We start from the raw sequence: 17168 nt of genomic DNA, 5'->3' as shown, positions 1-17168 counted from the left end.
GGCGTAAAACGTGATTTGTGGGCCGGCCTCACCGGTGGCCCGCACGGGACGTACGACCGTGCCGGCCCGTAAATCATGCAGCCCCAGAGGGACCACCCCGCCCCACCCCTGACTCACCCACCGGACACGAGCCGCCTCCCCCGCCACCCCGCACACCCGGCCGGGGATGATCTTCGGCGGAGGCCGCGCAGACGCGCGCGGCCCCGCCCCGTAGGGTGGGCGGCGAGGGCCGTCGCACGGCCGAACTCGCCGCTTCAGCGCCGCAGCGGCCCCGCACCCGCCTCTCCGCACGGAGGATCCGCACCGCCATGACCGACAACGCCGCCCACCCCGCGACCACCCCCGCCTACCCCGTCGGACTGCGTCTCGCCGGACGCCGGGTCGTCGTCGTCGGCGCCGGCCAGGTCGCGCAGCGGCGGCTCCCCGGACTGCTCGCCGCAGGCGCGGACGTTCTGCTGATCGCGCCCTCGGCGACCCCCTCCGTCGAGGCGATGGCCGAAGCGGGCGAGCTGCGCTGGGAGCGCCGCCGCTACCGCGAAGGCGACCTGGCGGACGCCTGGTACGCGCTGATCACCACCGACGACGCCGAGGCGAACGCCGCAGCCTCCGCAGAGGCCGAGGCCCACCGCGTGTGGTGCGTGCGCAGCGACGACGCCGAGGCGGCAACCGCCTGGACCCCGGCCACCGGCCGCAGCGAGGGCGTCACCGTCGCGGTCCTCACCGGCCGCGACCCGCGCCGCTCGGCCGCCGTACGGGACGCGGTGGTCGAGGGCCTGCGCGACGGTACGCTCGCCGCCCCCCGCCATCGCGCCCGTACGCCGGGCGTCGCCCTGGTCGGCGGCGGTCCCGGCGACCCGGACCTGATCACGGTGCGCGGCCGCCGGCTCCTCGCCGAGGCGGACGTCGTGATCGCCGACCGCCTCGGCCCGCGCGATCTGCTCGACGAACTCCCGCCGCACGTCGAGGTGATCGACGCGGCGAAGATCCCGTACGGCCGGTTCATGGCCCAGGAGGCGATCAACAACGCGCTCATCGAGCACGCGAAGGCGGGCAAGGCCGTCGTACGGCTCAAGGGCGGCGACCCGTTCGTCTTCGGCCGCGGCATGGAGGAGGCCGAGGCGCTGGCGGAGGCGGGCATTCCGTGCACCGTCGTGCCCGGGATCTCGAGCGCGATCAGCGTGCCGGGCGCGGCGGGCATCCCCGTCACCCACCGCGGCGTCGCGCACGAGTTCACCGTCGTCAGCGGCCATGTCGCCCCCGACGACCCGCGGTCGCTCGTGGACTGGCAGGCGCTCGCCCGCCTGCGCGGCACGCTGGTGCTGCTGATGGCCGTGGAGCGGATCGGCGCCATCGCCGAGGCGCTGATCGGGCACGGCCGGGCGGAGGACACACCGGTCGCCGTGATCCAGGAGGGCACCACGGCGGCTCAGCGCCGGGTCGACGCCACACTGGCGAACGTCGCGGAGACCGTACGCGCCGAGGGCGTACGGCCGCCGGCGGTCGTGGTCATCGGCGAGGTCGTCGCGGTCGGCGCGAGCCCCCGCGCGTAACCGCCGGTAACCCAACTTGTCCCCAGCCGTTGGCAGCGGATCGAGGACAAGGCAGTATCGCCCTGTGGCAGATCTCATCACGGTCGACGACCCCGACGATCCCCGCCTGAGCGACTACACGGGCCTGACCGACGTCGAGCTCCGGCGCAAGCGGGAGCCCGCGGAAGGGCTGTTCATCGCCGAGGGCGAGAAGGTGATCCGGCGCGCCAGGCACGCCGGTTACGAGATGCGCTCGATGCTGCTGTCGGCCAAGTGGATCGACGTGATGCGCGATGTGATCGACGAGGTACCCGCGCCCGTCTACGCGGTGAGCCCCGAGCTCGCCGAGCAGGTGACCGGCTACCACGTGCACCGCGGCGCCCTGGCCTCCATGCAGCGCAAGCCGCTGCCCACCGCCGGGGAACTGCTGGCCGGTGCGCGCCGGGTGGTGGTCATGGAGGCGGTCAACGACCACACCAACATCGGCGCCATCTTTCGCAGTGCCGCCGCCCTCGGCATGGACGCGGTGCTGCTGTCGCCGGACTGCGCCGACCCGCTCTACCGGCGATCGGTGAAGGTCTCGATGGGAGCGGTCTTCTCGGTCCCGTACGCGAGGCTGGGAATCTGGCCGCGGGACCTGGAGGCGGTGCGCGAGGCCGGGTTCACGCTGCTCGCCCTGACCCCCGACGAGAAGGCCGCGGCCATCGACGAAGCCGCCCCGCACCGCCTTGAGCGGGTCGCGCTGATGCTCGGAGCGGAGGGCGAAGGGCTGTCCAGGCAGGCGCTGGTGGCGGCGGACGAGTGGGTCCGTATCCCGATGGCGCACGGCGTCGACTCGCTCAACGTGGGCGCCGCCGCGGCGGTCGCTTTCTACGCGGTGGCGACCGGCCGCCCGGAGGGCTGAACCGGCCTCAGCGCGCCAACGACGGCGATGACCCCGGTGCGGCGTGCTGTGCCGACCAGTCCTTCGTGAGGCCGAGGCCGCGCGCCGGGCCCTGGCAGCCCTGAGCCGCCGCGATGCCCAGCGCCACGAGCAGGGTGACCGTGACGAACACGATCAACCGCTGCCGCAGCAGCCGACGGTTGACCCGGGGGCGGCGGCCCGCGCCTCCCGTGCGCGTGGCCGTACGGGTGTTGGGGCGCGTGCCGCCCCGCCCGGCGTTGCGCGCGGTGCCGCGGGCGACGGGCGTGGGCCGGCCGGGGCGCGTCCCTGTACGCGGGGTGGAGGCGCGCGGGGACTGGGCGCGGGGCGCGGCCGACGACGGGCGCCGCTCCGTGTGCTGCCGCGTGTACGCCTCGGTCGGGCGACCCACCGGACGGTCCGCCTCCCGGCGCTGGGCGGGCGGCCGGACCTCGGACAGGCCCTGCGCCTCGCGCGCCGCGATCTCCTTGAGCCGCATGGACAGCTGCAGGGTGGTCGGGCGGTCCACGGGATCCTTGGCCAGGCACGCCTGGATGAGCGGAGCGAGCGAGTCCGGTACGCCGTACAGCTGCGGCTCCTCGTGCACCACGCGGTAGAGCATGACCTCCGAACTTCCCTGGCCGAAGGGGGAGTCCGCGGTCGCGCAGTAGGCGAGGGTCGCGCCCAGCGCGAAGACGTCGGTCGCCGGGGTCACGGCGGCGCCCCGCACCTGCTCGGGCGCGAGGAAGCCGGGCGAGCCGACGGCCGTACCGACGTGCGTCAGCGTGCTGGCCCCGGTCGCCCAGGCGATTCCGAAGTCGATGATCCGGGGGCCCTTCGGGGAGAGAAGGATGTTCGACGGCTTGAGATCGCGGTGCACAACACCGGCCTCGTGCACGGCCACCAGGCCCTCGGACAGGGCCGCGCCGATCGACGCGGTCCGTGCCGCCGACAGCGGGCCCTCCTCGGTCACCTTGTCGTGCAGCGAGGGGCCCGGCACGTACTGGGTGGCGAACCACGGCCGGTCCGCCTCCAGGTCCGCGGCCACCAGCCGGGCCGTACAGCCGCCGCGGATCCGGCGAGCCGCCGACACCTCGCGCGCGAAACGCGAGCGGAACTCCTGATCCTCCGCCAGGTCCGGCCGGATCACCTTCAGCGCCACCCGCTGCCCGCGCCGGTCCGAACCGAGGTACACCACGCCCATGCCGCCGGCGCCCAGCCGCCTGTGGAGCCTGAACGAGCCGACGACACGCGGGTCCTCGCGCCGGAGCCGCATCATCGCCATGTCCATCCCCGCTAGCCGGTCCGTCTGACGTGGCACAGCTTACGGATTGAGGGCCCAGTGCGCTCATAGGCGGCGCATGCGTCGGCCGACGGATTGTCAGTACCCGGTGGGATCCTGGAAGTACGGGCGGGGGCGGCTGCCGTATCCGGTCCCTCGATCGGGTGCGAGATCTCAACGGCCCGTCGTGGAACGGGGATTGATCCGGTGAAGGGTGACCGGGTGGAGATGGTCGTGGACGCCGGAGACACGACGCGGACGTACGACAGGGTGGACTCGAGGGCCGTCCGCAGGGTGGAGACGGCGGTGCGCAGGGGAGTCGTGGAGGTGAGCGAAGTCACCCTCCCCCAACGCTTCGCAATGGGAGGTGCCCAGAGCACCCCGTGCCCAGAACGGAGGACGGGGACCGCCCCCCTCGGGGATGACCCTCAGGCGTAGGAGCGGATCTCCACCCAGGGGAGTATCCGCTTCCGGCCGGTGTCATCCTCCGGGAGGCCCGGCAATCGATACGACGGCATGACGACCGGGCGTGGACGCGCCCCTAATGTTGAAGTCAAGCGGCGGGCGGAGCACTCGTCCCCCGAGGTCAGACGCCCGCCGCCCCAAACGGGAAGCGGTGCGGGAAGGGAGCGGGGGCCATGGCGGAGACGGTGGGACGAGCGGCCTTCCGGTCGCAGGGACGCAAGGCGGTCGCCGCGTTCGGCGTCCGGCCGTCCGGCACACGCCACCCGCTCGTCGCCACCGCGATGGTGCTGCCGCTTGCGGCACTGCTCGCGGTGGTCTTCGGCGGCTGGGAGGCCGTCGTCACACAGGCGTCGTCCGTGGTCGGTTTGCTGGGGCGCTGAGCGGCGCCCCGGGCCCGGGAGAGCGGCCCGGGCCGGGGACACCGGCCAATCAACCCCGTGGGGACGGGGGTGCGGCGGACGGCACGAATGCCCGGACAGTTGGGGAACTGTCCGGGCAGTGCCGTTTCGCTCGCCGCGACGGCCGCTCCGCGGGGTGGTGGGTGGCGCCGCGTGATGGCGGGTCGGTGGGTGCGTGGGTCGGGGGCTGGGTGGGGTGGCCCCTCTGGGGCTGCATGATTTACGGGCCGGCACGGTCGTTCGCCGTCTGCGGGCCGCCGTCAAGCCGGCCCACACATCACGCTTTACGCCCCTGCCGGGACCACCCCACCCCGCCCCCTCCCGCCGGTACCCGCCTGCGGACCGTGCGCGGCGGGCACTGTAATGGCCATGCGGTCGGCCCCCGGGCCCCTTCCGCCCACCCTGACGGCCAGGTGCGCGGGCCCGGGTGTGATGGTGTCTGCGGTCGGCGATGTGCCGTCGGGTGGACCGCATGTCACCCCAGCTCTGCTTGCTGCAGGCCTTTGCGGCGCCGCCGGCGTTCACGTGCAGGGGGGTACGGCGGCGGCCGACTGGCCCCGGCCGTAATGGCTGAGTTGGTGATGGTTGGGTGGAGTGGGCGATGGGTGGCAGACGCGCGACGGCGGGAAGGGGTGGGGCGGGGTGGTCCCGGCAGGGGCGTAAAGCGTGATGTGTGGGCCGGCTTGACGGCGGCCCGCACGGGACGTACGACCGTGCCGGCCCGTAAATCATGCAGCCCCAGAGGGACTACCCCGCCCCACCCCTGACCCACCCACCGCACACGAGGCGCCCCGGCCGAAGGCCGGGCCCAATCGCAGCACCGCCAGCCCGCCGTAAGATCCGATCCGAGCCCGCCGGGCGGGAAGCGGAGAAACCTGCAGGGGGATGCCTTGGGGACGTCGGTGGCCGAGCAGTTGGCCGCATTCGGGCGCGGCGCGGAGGCCGCGCGAAGCGGGCTCGCGTCGTGCCCCCTCCCCGCCGCGCGGAGCGGCCCCGCCGGCGAGGCGACCGGCGGCCCCGCCCACGAGGCGACCGTCGTCGCCGACCGCCCCGACGGCACCGTCGTACGGATCGGGCCCGTCGTCTCCAAGGCGCACGCCCCCGGCAGCGATCCCGCCGCGCTCGCCGCGCGGCTCCGGATCGCCGCCCATCCGCGGCTCGGTGGCGTCCTGCTCCCGCCGCTGCCGGCGTCGCGCGATGGCGACCTGCTCGGCGTCCTGCACGACGGGCGCCCGGCCACGCTGTGGCCCGCCGGCGAACCCGTGGCGCCCGATGAGCCCGACGCCGCCCCGTGGGAGGAGGCAGCGGTCCTCCTCGCCCGGCTGCACTCCGTTCCGCCTGCCGAACTGGCGGGACCCGTCCCGCCGATGCGCGGTCCGGCCAAGGCCGCGCGGGCCATCGCCCGGCTGCGGGCAGCCGCCTGGACGAGCGAGGGCGCGACCGAGCGCGCGACCGCGACCGCCACCGAGCGCGGGAGCGGCGCCGAGCCCGGCCCCGCGACCGTGCTGCGCGTCTGGGACGCCCTGCCGCCCTGGGCACGGGGCGAGGCCCCGCCGCCGCGTGCCCGCGCCCTCTGCCACGGCGACTGGCACCTCGGTCAGCTCGTCAGGCACCCGGCCCCCCACGGCCCGTGGCTGCTGATCGACGTCGACGACCTCGGCCTCGGCGACCCGGCGTGGGATCTCGCCCGCCCGGCGGCCTGGTTCGCCGTCGGCCTGCTCGCCCCAGATGTGTGGCAGCGCTTCCTGGACGCGTACCGCTCCTCCGGCGGCCCGGCCGTACGGCCCGAGGGCGACCCCTGGCCGGAACTCGACGTCCCCGCCCGGACCCTGACGGTCCAGTCGGCCGCGCTCGCGCTCGCCAAGGCCTCCGCGGGGCGCCGCCCCCTCGACGAGGCCGAGCGGGCGCTGCTCGACGCCTGCGCCCGCATGGCCGGTTCGGAGCACGGCACCCATACCGCCCGTCCCGAGCCCGGCGGCATGTCGCGCGCCGCCAGGCCGTAGCGTGAAGTCCCAGCCGCCGGGCAGAATTTCCCGGCGTTTCCGACGTTTTACGGCGAGGAGCTGAGCCGACGATGCAGTGTCCCAAGTGCCATGCGCCGATGCACACGTACAACCGCAACGGCGTCCAGATCGAGCAGTGCAGCGGTTGCCGGGGGATATTCCTCGACTACGGGGAGCTGGAGTCGCTGACCCGGCTCGAGACGCAGTGGTCGCAGCAGGCTCCGCCGCCCCCGCCCGGTCCGCAGGCGTACCCCTCCGCCCCGGCCTGGGGTGCCCCGCACCAAGGTCATCACGGCCATCACGGCCACCATCACGGCCACCGGAGCTTCGGCCGGATGCTCTTCTCCTCCTGAGAGACCCGGAGCACGGCGAACGACCGAGGGCCGGAGCTCAAGGCTCCGGCCCTCGGCCGATCGGTGTGGACGATACTGGGATTGAACCAGTGACCTCTTCCGTGTCAGGGAAGCGCTCTCCCGCTGAGCTAATCGTCCTCGGTGCAGCGAATGCCACCGATGGTGCGTGCGCGATACTGGGATTGAACCAGTGACCTCTTCCGTGTCAGGGAAGCGCTCTCCCGCTGAGCTAATCGCGCTGGGGCTCCCCGTGCCGAAGTCCCCCAGCCACCGCTGGGTAGGGTTCCCCCCCGGCGAAGCCAGGGGAGTACCTCCGGGGAAGGTCCTCGCGGACCCAGTGGACGATACTGGGATTGAACCAGTGACCTCTTCCGTGTCAGGGAAGCGCTCTCCCGCTGAGCTAATCGTCCGTAGAGGTGGAGACGGGATTTGAACCCGTGTAGACGGCTTTGCAGGCCGTTGCCTCGCCTCTCGGCCACTCCACCAGTGCGGGGGTTCGGGATGATCCCCCACGTCGAGCGGACGACGAGATTCGAACTCGCGACCCTCACCTTGGCAAGGTGATGCTCTACCAACTGAGCCACGTCCGCAGGTGCGTCCCCGGACTCGGTCCGGGAGCTGCTCCATCCCCGGGGCGCACCCGCGTCCCGGCGACGTGTTGAACTCTAGCGGATTCCTGGGCCAGCTCAAATTCCGTTTCCCCAGCGTGCACCGCTGCTTGCCCGACTGTGCGCCGTTTCTTGCCCGCCCGGGGCACCCCGGTCGGGGCCGCCATAGACTCGCAGCCGTGCACGACCTCGTCCCGCTCGCCCGCTTCGGCGGCCTCGTCGCCTCCGATCTGTGCGATGTGACGAGCGATCCTGCGGCCCTGGACTCCTCCGGCTTCTGGGCCGTGGTCGCGGACTTCGAGGGTCGGCTGGTCTGCGCCCGCTTCGGGGACGTACGGCACGAGCCCGTCCCCGGCCCGGAGCCCGGCGCATGGCGCGGCCCCGCCGCCGGCGACTGGACGTCCTCGCTCGACCGCGCCGCGTACACGGCGGGCGTGCGGCGGATACGGGAGCACATCGCCGCGGGCGAGGTCTACCAGGCCAATCTGTGCCGCATTCTGTCCGCGCCGCTGCCCGCCGGCGGCGATCCGGCGGACGTCGACGCGCTGACGGCGCTGCTCGCCCGCGGCAACCCGGCCCCGTACGCCGGTACGGTCCGGCTGCCCGCCCATGGCGTCGAGGTGGCCACTGCCTCGCCCGAGCTCTTCCTGCGCCGTGACGGCCGGGTCGTGGAGTCCGGGCCGATCAAGGGCACGGGGCGTACGGCGGCCGATCTCCTGGACAAGGACCGCGCCGAGAACGTGATGATCGTGGACCTGGTCCGCAACGACCTGGGCCGGGTCTGCGCCACCGGCTCGGTGACCGTCCCCGCGCTGTGCGCCGTCGAGGAGCACCCGGGTCTGGTGCACCTCGTCTCCACCGTGCGCGGCGAGCTGGCCGACGGCGCGGGCTGGCCAGAGCTGCTTGCCGGAACGTTCCCTCCCGGCTCGGTCACCGGCGCCCCCAAGTCCAGCGCGCTGCGGATCATCGAGGCGCTGGAGACCGCGCCCCGCGGCCCGTACTGCGGCGGCATCGGCTGGGTCGACGCGGACCGCGGTACGGGCGAGCTGGCCGTCGGCATCCGTACGTTCTGGATCGACCGGGCCGGGCCCGGTCGCCCCGTGCTGCGCTTCGGCACGGGCGCCGGGATCACCTGGGGCTCGGACCCGGAGCGCGAGTGGGACGAGACCGAACTGAAGGCTTCCCGGCTGCTCGCGGTAGCGTCGGGCACATACGCCGAGACGGGGAGGTCCCCACGATGAAGATCTGGCTCGACGGCGGGCTGCGGGACGCCGACGCGGCGCGGGTCTCCGTGCTCGATCACGGTCTCACGGTCGGCGACGGCGTCTTCGAGACGATCAAGGCGGTCGAAGGACGGGCCTTCGCGATGACCCGGCACCTCGACCGGCTCGCACGCTCCGCCCGCGGTCTCGGGCTGCCAGAGCCGGACCTCGACGAGGTGCGGCGGGCCTGTGACGCGGTGCTGGCGGCCGAACCGATGCCGCTCGGCCGGCTGCGGATCACCTACACCGGCGGGCTCTCGCCGCTCGGTTCCGACCGGGGTACCGCCCCGGCCACGCTGGTCGTCGCGCTCGGTGAGACGACCCGCCGCCCCGACACCACGGCGGTTGTGACCGTGCCCTGGACCCGCAACGAGCGCGGCGCGCTCGCCGGCCTGAAGACCACGTCGTACGCCGAGAACGTGGTCGCGCTGGCCAGGGCGCGCGAGCACGGCGCCTCCGAGGCGCTGCTCGCCAACACCGTCGGGCAGCTCTGCGAGGGCACCGGCGCCAACGTCTTCGTCGTGCTCGACGGCGAGCTCCACACCCCGCCGCTCGCCTCGGGCTGCCTCGCGGGCATCACCCGCGCCCTCGTTGCGGATTGGGCCGGGGCGAAGGAGACCGACCTGCCGCTGGACGTGCTCGAGCGGGCCGACGAGGTGTTCCTGACCTCCACGCTCCGCGACGTCCAGGGTGTGCACCGGGTCGACGGCCGGGAACTGCCCGGCGCGCCGGGCCCGGTCACGTCCAAGGCGATGCGGATCTTCGACGAGCGGTCCGCCGCCGACCCCGACCCGCGCTGAGTCGCAGACGCGGACAGGGCCCGGCCGAAACGGGTGACGCGGGGCCGCGGAGCAGGTACAACACCTCTGATGACCACCACCCTGCGGCCCACGGGGCCGGAACGGCGCGGCCCCGACGGGCTGCGGTCCCGCGACTACGAGATCTGTGTCAACGGCCGCCGGGTCGGCACGATCGAGCTCAGTACGGACAGCAGGTTCGGCCCGGCCGTGGGACGGATCGTTGACCTGCGGATCGAAGAGCGAGACCGGCGGCGCGGCCGCGGCACCGTCGCCGCGCTCGCTGCCGAGGAAGTGCTGCGCGGCTGGGGCTGCCGCCGTATCGAGGTGATCGTCCCGGCGGCCGCGACGACGGCCTTGCACCTGGCCGTCGCGCTCGGCTACACCGAGCGCAACCGGAACATGGTCAAGAAGGTCCCCGAGCAGCCGCCCGGACCCCCGGAGGGCAGCGAGGCCCGGCCGATGAGCGAGTCCGAGTTCGCGGCCTGGCTCGACTCCGCGAAGCGGGAGTACGTGCAGAGCTGGGCCGACCGGGGCGTGCCCGAGGACCAGGCGCGGGCCAAGGCCGAGGCGGACCACGCGGCCATGCTGCCGTACGGCGGGCGCACGCCGGGCGCCGTGCTGCGCATCCTGTCCCACCAGGGCACCGACGTAGGCACCCTGTGGGTGTCCCTGGCCGAGGATCTGCCCGACGACTACGACGGCTTTGTCTTCGACGTCCGGGTCGCCGAGAAGCACCGAGGACACGGCCACGGGCGTTCGCTGATGCTGGTCGCCGAGCACGAGTGCCGGGCCGCAGGGGCCGACCGCCTCGGCCTCAACGTCTTCGCGGGAAACACCCCGGCGATCCGGCTGTACGAGTCGCTGGGCTACGAGACGGCCCGGCGCCACCTGTACAAGCCGCTGATCTGACGCCTTGCGCGTCAGCGGCCCAGCAGCCGGTCGGCGATCTCCTCGATCCGCTCCCGCAGGCCTTCCTGGCTCTTCCCGCCGTCGAGACGCTCGTCGCCGATCACATACGTCGGCGTGCCCGTGACCCCGATCGCCTTCCCCTCCGCCTGGTCCGCGTCCACGATCAGCATGTGCCGCCCGTCGATCAGCGCGGTGTCCATCTCCTCGGTGTCCAGGCCGAGTTCTCCCGCCACCTCCACGAGCAGCGGCTCCCCCCGCGTCGCCAGCGCCTCCGTACGCCCCAGCACCGCCTCCACGTACGGCCAGCCCCTGCCCTGCGCCGCGGCCTCCTCGGCGGCCTGGGCCGCGGCGTAGGCGTGCTTGTGCTTCTCGAGCGGGAAGTGCCGAAGGCGCAGCTCGAGCGCCTCGCCGTAGCGCTCGCGCAGGGCGCGCAGGTCTTCCAGGGCGGCGCGGCAGTCCGGGCACTGCAGCTCGCACCAGACGTCGAGGACGGGGCGGCTCGGGGTGGCGTTGCTCATGGCGCCAGTCTCGCAGGACGGCCAGGGCCGCTCGAACCGGCACCTGGGGAGGAGCCCGTCCCGGAGATGTCCCTGAGGGAGCGCCCGGGGCATGGCCGGTGCCATGGCCTGCGGTGCACGATGGAAGCACGACCACCACGACGGGGATGGGAGTGCGGGCGATGCTGACCACGACCGTATGCGTGGCGCTGTCCGCCGCGGGCCTCGCGATCGCGATCCTCACGGCGTACCGGCGCCGCTTCCTGCGCGCGACCCGGATCGCCGCGCTCTCGCTGATCCCCGTCGGCCTGGCCATGGCCGGGCTCGCGGAGCTGGGCGGGGAGGTCGGGCGGGCCGTCGGCGACTGGGCCGCGGACCTGGTGTTCAAGCCGTCGGTGTGGGCGGGCTTCGCCGTCCTCGCCACATCCGTGGTGCTCTTCGCGGCCGCCAGGATCGCGGGGCGGCGCGGCGCGGGACGCAGGGCGGACGGGCCGGCAGGGCGGCCGGCCGTGGAGCCGGGGGCCTCGGCCCCCACGCTGGGCCCGGGCCGCCAGTCGGTCCAGCCCAAGCCGAAGGCCACCTCCGGATCGTCCGACGGCCTCGAGGACTTCCAGGACATCGAGGCGATCCTCAAGAAGCACGGGATCTGACGAAGCCTTTGTCAAGTCATGACGAAGTCCCCTGAAAAATCCGCGTGTTGATCCTCAGGGGTGGCGGAGCTGCGCCATCATCGGCGGGAGATGAACGACGACCTCGCCACCCCTGGCGCCGACCAGTCCCTGTCCCCTGGTCCGGGGGACCCCGGCGCCGAATCGCGCGGCTGCCTCTTCGCGCTCTCCCAGCCCCCGCTGATGCTGTTCCTCACGGTGATCGGCGCCCTGCTGCTCTTCACGGCTCTCTACGATCTGTATCCGTGGTGACGCGGCCCGGTATCCGTGGTGGCGCGGAAGCGGTCGGCTCACTCCCCGGCTTCGCGGCGCCGCGCCCGGTACGCGGCCACATGCAGCCGGTTGCCGCAGGTCCTGCTGTCGCAGTAGCGGCGGGAGCGGTTCCTGGAGAGGTCCACGAAGGCCCGCCGGCAGTCCGGGGCCTCGCAGCGCCGCAGCCGCTCCCGCTCACCGGCGACGACCAGGAAGGCGAGGGCCATGCCGCCGTCGGCCGCCAGGTGGTCGGCGAGGGAGGCGCCCGGCGCGAAGTAGTGCACGTGCCAGTCGTAGCCGTCGTGGTCCGTCAGGCGCGGCGTGGTGCCCGCGCCCGCGACCATCTTGTTGAGCAGCTCCGCCAGGGCCCGGGTGTCCTCGGTCGCGAAGACCTCGGCGAAGCCCGCGCGCACGCTCCGTACGGCCGCCAGGTCGCGGGCGTCGAGCCGTTCCACGTCGCTGATGCTGTGCCGGTCGACGAAGCGCCGCAGCGCGGCGACATCGGGCAGCGAGTCGGGCTCTTCGCCCTCCGCCGCGCTGTTGACCAGATCGACGACGGCGTCGAGTGCGCACCGGGTGTCATGGTTGATCAGCACGGTTCGCTCCCTGGCCGGTGGTCGACAGCTGCCTGGCTTCCGCAGGTGCGTGTGCATCCGCAGATGCTCGCCGACTTTAGCGCTCGCAACGCACCGGCGCCTTCGCCGCGGTGCGATCCGCGGCGAAGGCGCCGGTGTCTGCGAAGTGTCTGCGATGTCTGCGGTGCGTGTGCGGTTGCGAGGTCCGGGCTCGCGCCGTCTCCCCGAGTCGGACGGCTACGGGCTGTGAGCGGTAGGGGGCGGTTGGTCCTGCGGTGCCTCTCAGGTGTCGCCCGGCTCAGCTTTCGGCCAGGATGTGGGAGAGCTCGGTATCGAGATCGAAGTGGCGGTGCTCGGTGCCCGGGGGCACCGCGGCGTCCGTCCGCTTGAGGAACGACTCCAGCGCCCGCGCCGGGGCCTCGAGCAGAGCCTCACCCTCCGGAGAGCTCAGGGCGATGCACACGACGCCCTGGCCGTGGCTGCGGGACGGCCAGACCCGGACGTCGCCGGTGCCGGTGGGCCGGTGCAGTCCCTCGGCGAGGAGGTCGCGGGCGAACACCCACTCGACGGTCTCCTCGGCTCCGGTGTGAAAGGTGGCGTGCACGGCGTAAGGATCGGCCGTGTCATACCGCAGGCCCGCCGGGACGGGCAGGGAGGATTCGCTCGACACAACGAGGCGCAGGTGCAGCTCGCAGCTGACCGTGGTGTTCATAAGCGCCAAGGCCTTTCGCTCAGTGTGCGCTCGGGGATTCGCACGTCGGCGAAATCGACATGCCACCTACGGTGTCGTTGTAAACCCCTCTGACCGTTTTGAGGTCGTTCAGGTACCCCGTACGGCGGAGTCCCGAGTCATCCTCGGCGACCATTCCGGTGACGCTTCACGGTCGGGTAAGTTGGGCCGTATGAATGCGGAGAGTGACGAGCGACGGGAGGTCGCCAAAGTGGGCGCCACCGGCGCTACGGGGGACGGTGCGACGGCGACGGGCGCGACGGCGGTCGGTGGACTGCTGGGCTCGAAGGCACCGCAGTTCATCCAGGCATCGAGGACGCTGCATCTGAGCTGGCAGGTAGGCGTTTTCCTGGTCGGTCTCGCGATCGTGGCGGCGGGCGTGATCATGCTGCCGCTGCCCGGCCCCGGCTGGCTGGTGATCTTCGGCGGCATGGCGGTCTGGGCGACCGAGTTCGTGTGGGCGCAGCTGGTGCTGCGCTGGACGAAACGGAAAGTGACGGAGGCCGCACACAAGGCCCTGGATCCGCGGGTGCGGCGGCGCAACATAATCCTCACGTCGATCGGCCTGGTGATCATCGGAACCGGGATCGCGGTATACGTCTGGAACTACGGTTTCGTGATGCCGTGGCACGTCGGCCGATGACGCGCGGATGGTCAGGGGCACGCGCTGACATGCGGTAATGTATGCCCTGCGCCCGGGCGATTAGCTCAGCGGGAGAGCGCTTCGTTCACACCGAAGAGGTCACTGGTTCGATCCCAGTATCGCCCACTCGTTGAGGGGCGAGCCCTGCTCACAAGCAGCGTTTGCCACCTCAACTTCGTTTTTCTGCGCGGCTGCGCCGCGCGGGCGGGGGCTTCGCCACCCGCACCCCCCACGCCCACCGGCCGAGGGGCCGGAGGCTTTCGAGCCTCCGGCCCCTCGGTGCGTTTCCGAACCCGGCGCGGGTGCGGTCACCGCATTCGGCCCAGTGCGTCCCGGACCCGCCGTGCATCACGCAGCCGCTGTTCGTACGTCGCGCCGACGGCGAGCAGCAGCAGGCCGGCGACGGCGGGCGGCAGCCAGCGGGGGAGCGCGTCCACGACCTGGACGATATACGGGGCCAGCTCGTGCAGGGCGTCCAGCGCCAGGGCGGCACCGCCGAGCAGCAGCGGCGCCTGGAGCTGCTGCCGGGCGCCGAGCAGCGTCACGGCCAGGGCGCCGAGCCCGAGGAGCAGCGGCCGCAGCCAGTGCGTGTCGCTCCAGGCCGCCACGAGGCTCGGCACCAGCGTCGCAGCGAGCCCGGGGCCGTACGTCGCCCAGGAGGACGCTGACGGCTCCTGGCGCCGCCTGCGGACGCCGACGAAGAGCGCGGCGACGCTCACCGGCAGCGTGTACGCCTCGGGGGCCGTGACGCCGGACGCCGAGAGCCGGACCCAGGTCGCGAGGACGAACAGCGCGGCGGCCGCGTGGGCGGCGCTCCGGCGATCCGGGCGCAGCGCCGTGCCTGCCGCGATGACCCCGGCGAGGGCGAGGACCGTGGTGAGGACCGGCCGGTTTCCCGCGGCCAGGCCCATCGCGAGGAGCGCGGCCGCGTACCCGGCGCTCTCGACGGAGATCCCGGCCGGGACGGCGCGCAGCCGGGCCGCAAGGAGCGACGCGGCCGCGGCGACCGCCAGGACGGCGAACGCCGTGCGGGCCGCCGGGAGGTCCCCGGCGGCGCACAGCGCGACCGTGAGCGCCACGGCGCACACGACGGCCGCGCACGCCGTCACGGCCTGCCGCACGCGTCCCCCGGACGCTGCGGCGGCCCCGAACACGACCAGCAAGCTGCCGAACACGGCGAGCGTCACGGCCTGCTCAGCCAGCCCCCAGAAACCGACGGTCACCGCCACCGCCACGGCACAGAGCAGCGCGGCGAGCGAGGCCCCGCCGGGGGCATCACGGCCGGGGGACGGTGGGCCCTCTGCGGCGTGAGCCGCTGGGCCGGTGGGGTCTGTGGGGCGCGCCGCCGGGTCGGAGGCCTCATGGCCAGGGGGCGCGGGAGCTGCGCAGCCCGTTGGGTCGGAGTCTGTCGAGCCGGGCGCCCGTCCGGGGGACTCGCGGCCGGGGGACGCGGAGCCCTGTGCGGCGGAGGCCGCCGGGCGGGAAGGCGCCGGGTCCGCGGGGCCGGGTGTCGCAGCGGCCTCCGGGAGGGTTGCCGAGGCGACCAGGAGGACCGCTGTCTGGGCCACGAGCAGCGCCACGGCGACCGGGTACGGGAGGTCGAGGGCGACCGGCAGCACCACGCCCGCGGCGCACCCGGCCACGACCGCCCAGGGGAGCAGCGCGGGCCGTCCGTGGCGCCCCGTTTGCCAGCGGTGCACCGCCAGGGCCGTCACCGCGGTGAGGGCCAGGACGGTCGGGACGGCGAAGGTGATCGGCCAGGACCACTCGGGTCCGAGCGTCCCGGCCGGGGTGATCGCCTCGCGCGATCCCGCCGGGGCGCCGGACCAGACGGCGCCCACCCAGCTCACCGGGTCCAGTACGGCCGTGGCCACCGCGGGTCCGGTCCAGAGCAGCGCGCCGGCGTGGACGGCGCCCGCGGCGGCTGCCAGCCCGGCGGCCACGGGGGCGCGCCCGGCCAGGGCGCGGGCGGCCACCAGCACACCGGTTCCGCACAGCAGGTAGCCGAGGACGGTCCATTGCTCGGGCAGCCCGGTCCTGAGCAGCCCGCCGAGCGCCGCGACCACGGCCAGGCCGCCGCCGGCCGCAGGCCACGCGGCGCCTGCAGGCCGGTGTTCGCCGGAGGGACGGGTCCGGGGAGGCCGGTCCGGCTGGATCGGTGCGCCGGAGTCTCCGGCCTCGCCCGCACCAACAGGCGTCGACGGCGCGGCCGGTGCCGACGCTGCGGCCGGTGCCGACGGCGCGGACAGTGCCGGAAAGCGCCACGACGCGCTCACTCCGGCCGCGGCCCCCACGAGCAGCAGCGCGGCCGCCCGCCCCGCCTCGGCGGTGCCGGATGCGGTCACCGACAGCCCCGTCGCGAGCAGCAGCCCTGCGGCCCCCGTCACCGAACCGGTCAGGGCAGCGGTCAGGCGTACGCCCGGTACCCGGCACCACAGGGCGATCGCCAGGTCCGCCACCGCCGATGCCAGCAGCGCCGAGCCGAAGCCGAACGGACCGGCACCCTCCGCCACGGCCCAAAGAACAGGCGGCAGTTGGGCCAGGCATACGGCAATGGGGAGCGGCAGCACCAGCCCGGCCGCCCGCGTGCCCGATGGCGCCCCCGAGTCCGGCGGCGCCTGGTCGGTGCCCTCGGATTCGAAGGCGTGCAACCCGTCGCCGTCCGCGGGGCGATGGCGGAGCCACAGCCCGTACGCCGCCCAGGTCCCTGCGATGACGGTGCTCGCCGCGGCCGCGTAGCCCGCGACGTCCGCGTCCGGGAGCGCCACCCGGTGCAGCGCGTACGCGTCCAGCACCAGCAGGAGCAGACCCAGGCAGGCCACGACCTCCGAGGTCGCGACGAGCGCACGGCGCAGCAGCAGCGCGGGCGCACCCATGGCGGCCAGCGTCAGCGCGCCCAGGACCGCGGCCCGGCCGCCCAGCCCCAAGTGCCCCCAGCTGACGACGGTGAAGGCGGTCACGGCGATGGCCAGCAGCACGCCTCCGAGGGTCAGCAGCAGGTTCTGCACGGTCGGCGGGTCGGCCTCCCGGAACGGCAGCGGCGAGCCGGGCAGCGGCGAGTCCTGTCGCGGCGAGTCCCGCCGCGGCGACGGGGGCCCGGACCGCGGGGCCCAGGCCATCGCGCGGGCAGAGGCGGGGCCGGACCGCCGCAGCTGGGCGAGCAGTTGGGCCCGGCGCGCGAGCAGCCGTGAGCGCTGAGCCTCCACCCGGGCCAGGGTGAGCTCGAGCTGCTGCAGCTCGACGGCCGGCGGCAGGTCCGGTGGCACGTTGTCCATGCCCCGGGAGTGTGGGTG

General features: G+C 73.9%; 17 protein-coding genes and 6 tRNA genes. 13 read left to right on the top strand and 10 right to left on the bottom strand.

Annotation, left to right across the window (positions count from 1 at the left end):
- The first annotated feature begins 308 nt into the window (after window positions 1-308).
- The gene (cobA, locus tag ACTWP8_RS35250) at window positions 309-1550 is read left to right on the top strand and encodes a uroporphyrinogen-III C-methyltransferase (RefSeq protein ID WP_443326150.1); all 1242 of its coding nucleotides are present in this window, start codon (window positions 309-311) and stop codon (window positions 1548-1550) included.
- A 64-nt stretch (window positions 1551-1614) separates the two neighbouring features.
- Complete coding sequence (locus tag ACTWP8_RS35245; protein ID WP_443326149.1) at window positions 1615-2433, top strand: TrmH family RNA methyltransferase; 819 nt, start codon at window positions 1615-1617, stop codon at window positions 2431-2433.
- A gap of 7 nt (window positions 2434-2440) precedes the next feature.
- On the opposite strand, the gene ACTWP8_RS35240 is transcribed toward ACTWP8_RS35245, so the two are convergent.
- Complete coding sequence (locus ACTWP8_RS35240) at window positions 2441-3715, bottom strand: serine/threonine-protein kinase (protein WP_443326152.1); 1275 nt, start codon at window positions 3713-3715, stop codon at window positions 2441-2443.
- Between the two features lie 204 nt (window positions 3716-3919).
- Between ACTWP8_RS35240 and ACTWP8_RS35235 the strand changes: the two genes are divergently transcribed.
- The 4 genes from ACTWP8_RS35235 to ACTWP8_RS35220 all read left to right on the top strand — a co-directional run bounded on the left by ACTWP8_RS35235 (window position 3920) and on the right by ACTWP8_RS35220 (window position 6931).
- The gene (locus tag ACTWP8_RS35235; RefSeq protein WP_443326148.1) at window positions 3920-4150 is read left to right on the top strand and encodes a hypothetical protein; all 231 of its coding nucleotides are present in this window, start codon (window positions 3920-3922) and stop codon (window positions 4148-4150) included.
- Window positions 4151-4350: 200 nt separating this feature from the next.
- Window positions 4351-4557 (top strand): hypothetical protein, encoded by a 207-nt coding sequence (locus ACTWP8_RS35230; protein WP_443318116.1) that lies wholly within the window; start codon window positions 4351-4353, stop codon window positions 4555-4557.
- Window positions 4558-5465: 908 nt separating this feature from the next.
- Window positions 5466-6578 carry a phosphotransferase gene (locus ACTWP8_RS35225; RefSeq protein WP_443326147.1) on the top strand — a complete coding sequence of 371 codons (1113 nt, stop codon included), beginning with the start codon at window positions 5466-5468 and terminating at the stop codon, window positions 6576-6578.
- A 71-nt stretch (window positions 6579-6649) separates the two neighbouring features.
- Window positions 6650-6931: a TFIIB-type zinc ribbon-containing protein gene (locus ACTWP8_RS35220; protein ID WP_443326146.1), complete on the top strand. Its 282-nt coding sequence runs from the start codon at window positions 6650-6652 to the stop codon at window positions 6929-6931.
- 66 nt (window positions 6932-6997) lie between these two features.
- Here the strand turns inward: ACTWP8_RS35220 and ACTWP8_RS35215 are convergent.
- From ACTWP8_RS35215 to ACTWP8_RS35195, 5 genes are all read right to left on the bottom strand, one after another.
- Window positions 6998-7069: transfer RNA gene (locus ACTWP8_RS35215), tRNA-Val, on the bottom strand.
- 29 nt (window positions 7070-7098) lie between these two features.
- A tRNA-Val gene (locus ACTWP8_RS35210) sits at window positions 7099-7170 on the bottom strand.
- 99 nt (window positions 7171-7269) lie between these two features.
- A tRNA-Val gene (locus ACTWP8_RS35205) sits at window positions 7270-7341 on the bottom strand.
- A gap of 4 nt (window positions 7342-7345) precedes the next feature.
- Window positions 7346-7416 (bottom strand) — tRNA-Cys (locus ACTWP8_RS35200).
- Between the two features lie 32 nt (window positions 7417-7448).
- A tRNA-Gly gene (locus ACTWP8_RS35195) sits at window positions 7449-7521 on the bottom strand.
- Window positions 7522-7718: 197 nt separating this feature from the next.
- On the opposite strand from ACTWP8_RS35195, the gene ACTWP8_RS35190 reads away from it, so the two are divergent.
- The 3 genes from ACTWP8_RS35190 (at window position 7719) to ACTWP8_RS35180 (ending at window position 10510) form a co-directional block, all read left to right on the top strand.
- Window positions 7719-8780 carry a chorismate-binding protein gene (locus tag ACTWP8_RS35190; RefSeq protein WP_443326145.1) on the top strand — a complete coding sequence of 354 codons (1062 nt, stop codon included), beginning with the start codon at window positions 7719-7721 and terminating at the stop codon, window positions 8778-8780.
- A complete protein-coding gene (locus tag ACTWP8_RS35185) occupies window positions 8777-9601 on the top strand; it encodes an aminotransferase class IV (RefSeq protein WP_443326144.1) in 825 nt (274 codons plus the stop codon). The genes ACTWP8_RS35190 and ACTWP8_RS35185 overlap by 4 nt, the downstream gene beginning before the upstream one ends.
- A 69-nt stretch (window positions 9602-9670) precedes the next feature.
- The gene (locus tag ACTWP8_RS35180) at window positions 9671-10510 is read left to right on the top strand and encodes a GNAT family N-acetyltransferase (protein WP_443326143.1); all 840 of its coding nucleotides are present in this window, start codon (window positions 9671-9673) and stop codon (window positions 10508-10510) included.
- A gap of 11 nt (window positions 10511-10521) precedes the next feature.
- Here the strand turns inward: ACTWP8_RS35180 and ACTWP8_RS35175 are convergent, their stop codons facing one another.
- Entirely contained in the window at window positions 10522-11028 is a 507-nt protein-coding gene (locus tag ACTWP8_RS35175; protein ID WP_443326142.1) for a DsbA family protein, read from the bottom strand.
- A gap of 161 nt (window positions 11029-11189) precedes the next feature.
- Here ACTWP8_RS35175 and ACTWP8_RS35170 point away from each other — a divergent pair, with 161 nt between their 5' ends.
- Both ACTWP8_RS35170 and ACTWP8_RS35165 read left to right on the top strand, forming a co-directional pair.
- Window positions 11190-11657 carry a hypothetical protein gene (locus tag ACTWP8_RS35170; protein ID WP_443326141.1) on the top strand — a complete coding sequence of 156 codons (468 nt, stop codon included), beginning with the start codon at window positions 11190-11192 and terminating at the stop codon, window positions 11655-11657.
- Between the two features lie 90 nt (window positions 11658-11747).
- Window positions 11748-11927 (top strand): hypothetical protein, encoded by a 180-nt coding sequence (locus ACTWP8_RS35165; RefSeq protein WP_443318108.1) that lies wholly within the window; start codon window positions 11748-11750, stop codon window positions 11925-11927.
- 38 nt (window positions 11928-11965) lie between these two features.
- Here ACTWP8_RS35165 and ACTWP8_RS35160 read toward each other — a convergent pair whose 3' ends face one another.
- Together ACTWP8_RS35160 and ACTWP8_RS35155 are read right to left on the bottom strand one after the other, a co-directional pair.
- Window positions 11966-12523: a CGNR zinc finger domain-containing protein gene (locus ACTWP8_RS35160; protein ID WP_443326140.1), complete on the bottom strand. Its 558-nt coding sequence runs from the start codon at window positions 12521-12523 to the stop codon at window positions 11966-11968.
- Window positions 12524-12800: 277 nt separating this feature from the next.
- The gene (locus tag ACTWP8_RS35155; RefSeq protein WP_003959770.1) at window positions 12801-13214 is read right to left on the bottom strand and encodes an SsgA family sporulation/cell division regulator; all 414 of its coding nucleotides are present in this window, start codon (window positions 13212-13214) and stop codon (window positions 12801-12803) included.
- Between the two features lie 190 nt (window positions 13215-13404).
- Here ACTWP8_RS35155 and ACTWP8_RS35150 point away from each other — a divergent pair, with 190 nt between their 5' ends.
- Both ACTWP8_RS35150 and ACTWP8_RS35145 read left to right on the top strand, forming a co-directional pair.
- Entirely contained in the window at window positions 13405-13875 is a 471-nt protein-coding gene (locus tag ACTWP8_RS35150) for a TIGR02611 family protein (protein ID WP_443326139.1), read from the top strand.
- 54 nt (window positions 13876-13929) lie between these two features.
- Window positions 13930-14001: transfer RNA gene (locus tag ACTWP8_RS35145), tRNA-Val, on the top strand.
- A gap of 182 nt (window positions 14002-14183) precedes the next feature.
- Here the strand turns inward: ACTWP8_RS35145 and ACTWP8_RS35140 are convergent.
- Window positions 14184-17150, bottom strand: a complete 2967-nt coding sequence (locus tag ACTWP8_RS35140) for an SCO7613 C-terminal domain-containing membrane protein (protein ID WP_443326138.1) — start codon at window positions 17148-17150, stop codon at window positions 14184-14186.
- Between the last annotated feature and the right edge of the window lie 18 nt (window positions 17151-17168).

This window comes from Streptomyces sp. 7N604 (assembly GCF_052245475.1).
Lineage (GTDB): Bacteria > Actinomycetota > Actinomycetes > Streptomycetales > Streptomycetaceae > Streptomyces.
The sequence above is the reverse complement of the archived record's forward strand: the minus strand, read 5'-3'. Positions and strand labels throughout refer to the sequence as shown.

Coding starts and splice junctions, on each gene's coding strand:
- cobA (WP_443326150.1), top strand. CDS start 309: ATGACCGACAACGCCGCCCACCCCGCGACCACCCCCGCCTACCCCGTC.
- ACTWP8_RS35240 (WP_443326152.1), bottom strand. CDS start 3,715: ATGGCGATGATGCGGCTCCGGCGCGAGGACCCGCGTGTCGTCGGCTCG.
- ACTWP8_RS35230 (WP_443318116.1), top strand. CDS start 4,351: ATGGCGGAGACGGTGGGACGAGCGGCCTTCCGGTCGCAGGGACGCAAG.
- ACTWP8_RS35220 (WP_443326146.1), top strand. CDS start 6,650: ATGCAGTGTCCCAAGTGCCATGCGCCGATGCACACGTACAACCGCAAC.
- ACTWP8_RS35185 (WP_443326144.1), top strand. CDS start 8,777: ATGAAGATCTGGCTCGACGGCGGGCTGCGGGACGCCGACGCGGCGCGG.
- ACTWP8_RS35180 (WP_443326143.1), top strand. CDS start 9,671: ATGACCACCACCCTGCGGCCCACGGGGCCGGAACGGCGCGGCCCCGAC.
- ACTWP8_RS35175 (WP_443326142.1), bottom strand. CDS start 11,028: ATGAGCAACGCCACCCCGAGCCGCCCCGTCCTCGACGTCTGGTGCGAG.
- ACTWP8_RS35170 (WP_443326141.1), top strand. CDS start 11,190: ATGCTGACCACGACCGTATGCGTGGCGCTGTCCGCCGCGGGCCTCGCG.
- ACTWP8_RS35165 (WP_443318108.1), top strand. CDS start 11,748: ATGAACGACGACCTCGCCACCCCTGGCGCCGACCAGTCCCTGTCCCCT.
- ACTWP8_RS35155 (WP_003959770.1), bottom strand. CDS start 13,214: ATGAACACCACGGTCAGCTGCGAGCTGCACCTGCGCCTCGTTGTGTCG.
- ACTWP8_RS35150 (WP_443326139.1), top strand. CDS start 13,405: ATGAATGCGGAGAGTGACGAGCGACGGGAGGTCGCCAAAGTGGGCGCC.
- ACTWP8_RS35140 (WP_443326138.1), bottom strand. CDS start 17,150: ATGGACAACGTGCCACCGGACCTGCCGCCGGCCGTCGAGCTGCAGCAG.